The 4,030-nt window shown below is 28.9% G+C and carries 5 protein-coding genes; all 5 read left to right on the forward strand.

What is annotated here, in order from left to right:
* Positions 1-207 precede the first annotated feature (207 nt).
* The 5 genes from ACW9UN_RS16770 to ACW9UN_RS16790 all read left to right on the forward strand — a co-directional run bounded on the left by ACW9UN_RS16770 (position 208) and on the right by ACW9UN_RS16790 (position 3,816).
* Positions 208-612: a hypothetical protein gene (locus ACW9UN_RS16770; RefSeq protein ID WP_459487518.1), complete on the forward strand. Its 405-nt coding sequence runs from the start codon at positions 208-210 to the stop codon at positions 610-612.
* Positions 613-797: 185 nt separating this feature from the next.
* A complete protein-coding gene (locus ACW9UN_RS16775; protein WP_459487519.1) occupies positions 798-2,501 on the forward strand; it encodes a hypothetical protein in 1,704 nt (567 codons plus the stop codon).
* Positions 2,502-2,586: 85 nt separating this feature from the next.
* Positions 2,587-3,048 carry a hypothetical protein gene (locus ACW9UN_RS16780; protein WP_459487520.1) on the forward strand — a complete coding sequence of 154 codons (462 nt, stop codon included), beginning with the start codon at positions 2,587-2,589 and terminating at the stop codon, positions 3,046-3,048.
* A gap of 220 nt (positions 3,049-3,268) precedes the next feature.
* A complete protein-coding gene (locus ACW9UN_RS16785) occupies positions 3,269-3,499 on the forward strand; it encodes a hypothetical protein (RefSeq protein ID WP_147679220.1) in 231 nt (76 codons plus the stop codon).
* Complete coding sequence (locus ACW9UN_RS16790) at positions 3,499-3,816, forward strand: type II toxin-antitoxin system RelE/ParE family toxin (RefSeq protein WP_459487521.1); 318 nt, start codon at positions 3,499-3,501, stop codon at positions 3,814-3,816. The genes ACW9UN_RS16785 and ACW9UN_RS16790 overlap by 1 nt, the downstream gene beginning before the upstream one ends.
* Positions 3,817-4,030 lie beyond the last annotated feature (214 nt).

A 4,030-nucleotide genomic window follows, 5' to 3' on the forward strand; every position in this document is an offset into this window, starting at 1 on the left:
TTCTAAACGGCTAAAAAAATAATTTGAACGGTATAAATTAAACCTAAAAAAAGGTCAACCTATATCAGGATAATACATAGATTCAGGTGTAGAATCTCCTCAAGAATTTAGAGATAGACTTTTAAGAGAAAACAGCAATAGAGATGAGACAGATGTCCGAAATTTATTTGAAGCTTATTTTTGGGATTAATTTTTAAATTAAAAGACATGAAAAAAACACTTTTTATCTATTTATCAATATTAATTGTAATTTCAAGTTGCGACCCAGGTGAATCTGCGGAAACTAATATAATAAATAACACTTTTGAAGATTTGTCAATTACTTTTGTTTCTTCTCAATTCCCACAACTTAATGAAAGTTTATCATTAGGCTCAAATGAGAAAAAAACATATTCAAGTAACGGGTTTAAAGGAACATCCTCTTATTTATTAACATTTATGGATTTCGATTCTATATATATTAAAAACTCCTCAAATAAAATATTAAAAATATTTAAAGAAAACACTTCAGGAAAAAATATATATAATGTGAACGAATATTGGACAGTAAGAGAAACTTCTAAAAATCATTTTGAATATACTTATGAAATTACAGAAGAAGATTTAGAATAAAAAACACTTTTGCTAACGGTTGGTTATATAAAAAATAGCAGTTAAGTGCAAACTACAAAGTTTGTGCTTTTCTACTATTTTTGTTTTTAAACTGTAAGTAATTGCATTTTTACTCTGCTACTTTTCATATAACCAACCGTTAGCAAAAATGTAAAACGAACATTAACCATTTAAAACAAACAATTATGAAAAAACAAAGCTTACGGTTTTTAACATTAACCCTGATTGGAATATTGATTTATTCCTGTCAAAAAGACGATGACTTTATTAAAGAAGATATTTCTTCTATTCAAGAACCAAGATCCGAAAATGTTACAAAACTCGGAAAGAAACTTGAGAATCCTTTTTCGGTTGCAAATATGCAAAGAGCTTTAGATACTATTTTAAAAGAGGTTAAAAAATCAAAAAGTTATCAAGCAAAATCATTTCAGAAATCGGCAGAACAAATAGAAATTAAGAAGACAGATTTGTATGTTCGATTTTTACCAAAAGATTCATTAGAACTAAATATCATTGAAAAAGATACTACTTTAGTGCTATACGACCACCCTCTTGATTATGAAATAGAGGAACAAGGGGAGTATTATCATGACCCTGAATTACCTGATGACCAAATTTCATGGAGATATACTGTTGTAAAACCTGACTATGAATTTCCAAAAATTCAATACGAAGTTTTATCTGATTTATTTATCCCTGAAAATAGTGAAGGGTATCGTGAGGAAGATGAAAATGTTCAAGGAAAGACCGCCTATTCAAAAACAAACAGCCTTAGCAGTTTAGAAACCGTTTCTTTATATCTTACCAATAATTTATCCGAACAAGAAAAAACGGCTATTGAAGAAGAAAAAAATAATAACCTTCAAGCAAAACGTATTTGTGTTTGGTTTGTTTGTTGGAATGTTCCTGATTCTTGGAATCCTTCAGGAACTATAAAACTATGGGATGATAGATTAAGTAATTACTACCCAATGCAAGGAGTAAAGGTTAGAGCAAGAAGGTGGTTTACCACAAAAACAGGAATTACAGATAGTGATGGTAAATTTGAAACCGGTTCTTTTAGAAGAGCTGCCAATTATTCTATTAATTGGGAACGTCATCATTTTTCAGTAAAATGGTCTTGGTGGTTATTTTGGTCTGGAACAGCTAAATACAATGGTCCAAAACAAAAATCTGCTTGGAATTTAAATATTAAAGGAGGTACACAACAATATTATGCTACTGTTTTTCAAGCGGCACACGATTACTATTATCGTTACAATTACGGATTAAAAAATCCTTCAAATTCAGGCGGTTTTTGGAGAATGAGAATAAGAGCAAGGTTAAAAAATGGGCGTTCTTCTTATGTAAAAGCACGTAGAATATGGAATGGTTCAGATATTTCATTAAAAGCTTGGGGAGATCCTTCCGATTTAGTGTATGGAACTACAATTCACGAATTAGCACACGCCGCTCATAGAAATGTTGATAGTAGAGCCTATAATAGTTTGGTTTGGAAAGGTTATACAGGTCCTTGTGTTGAACAGTATGGTTCATTAGGTATTTCGAATACTTGTGACGAACCTTATTCAGTGGGAGCAAGTGCAAGACGGGTAATGGAAACTTGGGCAACTACCGTAGAAATTGTACTGACTAATTTGAGGTATAAGAGTTATTTAAGAGATTATGATTTTGAGTATGGTCTATGGAATAGTACATCTACAAATAATAGGCAAAATTTCCCTTTAGAATCCCAACCTTACTATACATCTTTAGGATATGACCTAATAGATAATGTTAATCAGAGAACAGATATAACTCATAGTTTTATTGGAACATATGCACAAGATAGAGTGTTTGGTTATACAATAAAACAAATTGAAAACAGCTTAAAGAACACTAATAGTTAGGGAGAATGGAAAGAGCATATTAAACAGCAAAATACGTCTAATCCAACTAACATATATATTGACGAATTATTTAATAATTGGTAAAATGAAAATACTAAAACACATTGTCATTTACTCATTTTTCATATTAATATCTTGTGGCCCCGAAGCCTCATGTGAAATATATAATTATACCGTAAGAAATGAAAGTGGTACTGACATAAAAATAACAGGGTATAATACGGCTAATAATAAATTACAGTCCTTTTTTGTTGAATTAAAAAACAATGAAGGTTTAACTAAGTCTTACGAAAATTGTCCTCCAGGTGAAATTCCTTATTATAGTTTTAATAATTTTTTTGAATCAGACTCAATAAAAATAATTTTTAGCACAAATAAAAAAATATTTTACAAGAAGGTAATTATCTGTGAAAACAATAATGATGATTCCAAGAGAAATCTACTCAATGAATGTCTATATAATAGTAATAGAAATAAAACTGAATCATTTATTTTTACTGTTCAGGATTATGAAAATGCAATTGACTGTAATAGAAATTGTGAGTAAACACTTTTGCTAACACAGTATATAAAAAACAGCAGTTAAGTGCAAGCTACAAAGTTTGTACTTAACTGCTATTTTTATTTACAAACTGAAAATAACAACATTTTTACTCTGCTACTTTTCATATACCAACACGTTGGCAACAAGCAAATCAAAATTTGTCATTTAAGGAAAAATAGATAATGAATTGAAATTTTAGTATCTTTGATAAAAAGTAATTAAAATGAATTTAGAAACTCGAAAAATAGAATTTATACAAGAATTTTTGAATCTTCAAAATGAAGATATAGTTTCTCGTCTTGAAAAAATATTAAGGAAAGAAAAAAGTAATTCTGAGAAAATATTTGAACCAATGACTATAGCTGAATTTAATGAACGAATTGACAAATCAGAGTCTGACTTCCAAAATAATCGATTTAAAAGGAGTTCTGAACTTTTAGCTAAATATGAATAATGAAATTTGAAATTATTTGGTCTGAATTTGCTGAAAATCAACTTGATGAAATTTATGAATATTATGAAAAAGAAGTTAATAGAAGAGTAGCGAAAAAAATCACAAAAGGAATAATTAACGAACCAAAAAAGTTAATGAATTTATCTTTCATTGGTCAAGAAGAGGAATTACTTAAAGAACGAAAAACTAAATATAGATATATAATTTATACAAACTATAAGATAATCTATTCCGTTGATACTAAAAATGGATTTATTAAAGTTGCAGATGTATTTGATACTCGACAATATCCATTAAAAATGAAACGAACGAAATAAGCAAAGCCAGTTGCCAACACCATATATAATTTATTGCTAGCTTTTTGCCTACTTACGAAAATCCTCTCGGATTTTCTTTGTCAGTAATTATTCACTAAATTAGGTGCTTAAACCACGCAACAAACCATATATAAACACGTTGTAAATAATAGTGGAAATGTACTTTCCTGAAATAGGTTGACTAAAAATTAAGCAATTAATGATAGTCACTTAT

It is taken from the genome of Polaribacter litoreus (genome assembly GCF_054584775.1).

Bases quoted from the DNA above. Each gene is read 5' to 3' on its own strand.
- ACW9UN_RS16770 (WP_459487518.1), top strand. From the start codon at position 208: ATGAAAAAAACACTTTTTATCTATTTATCAATATTAATTGTAATTTCA.
- ACW9UN_RS16775 (WP_459487519.1), top strand. From the start codon at position 798: ATGAAAAAACAAAGCTTACGGTTTTTAACATTAACCCTGATTGGAATA.
- ACW9UN_RS16780 (WP_459487520.1), top strand. From the start codon at position 2,587: ATGAAAATACTAAAACACATTGTCATTTACTCATTTTTCATATTAATA.
- ACW9UN_RS16785 (WP_147679220.1), top strand. From the start codon at position 3,269: ATGAATTTAGAAACTCGAAAAATAGAATTTATACAAGAATTTTTGAAT.
- ACW9UN_RS16790 (WP_459487521.1), top strand. From the start codon at position 3,499: ATGAAATTTGAAATTATTTGGTCTGAATTTGCTGAAAATCAACTTGAT.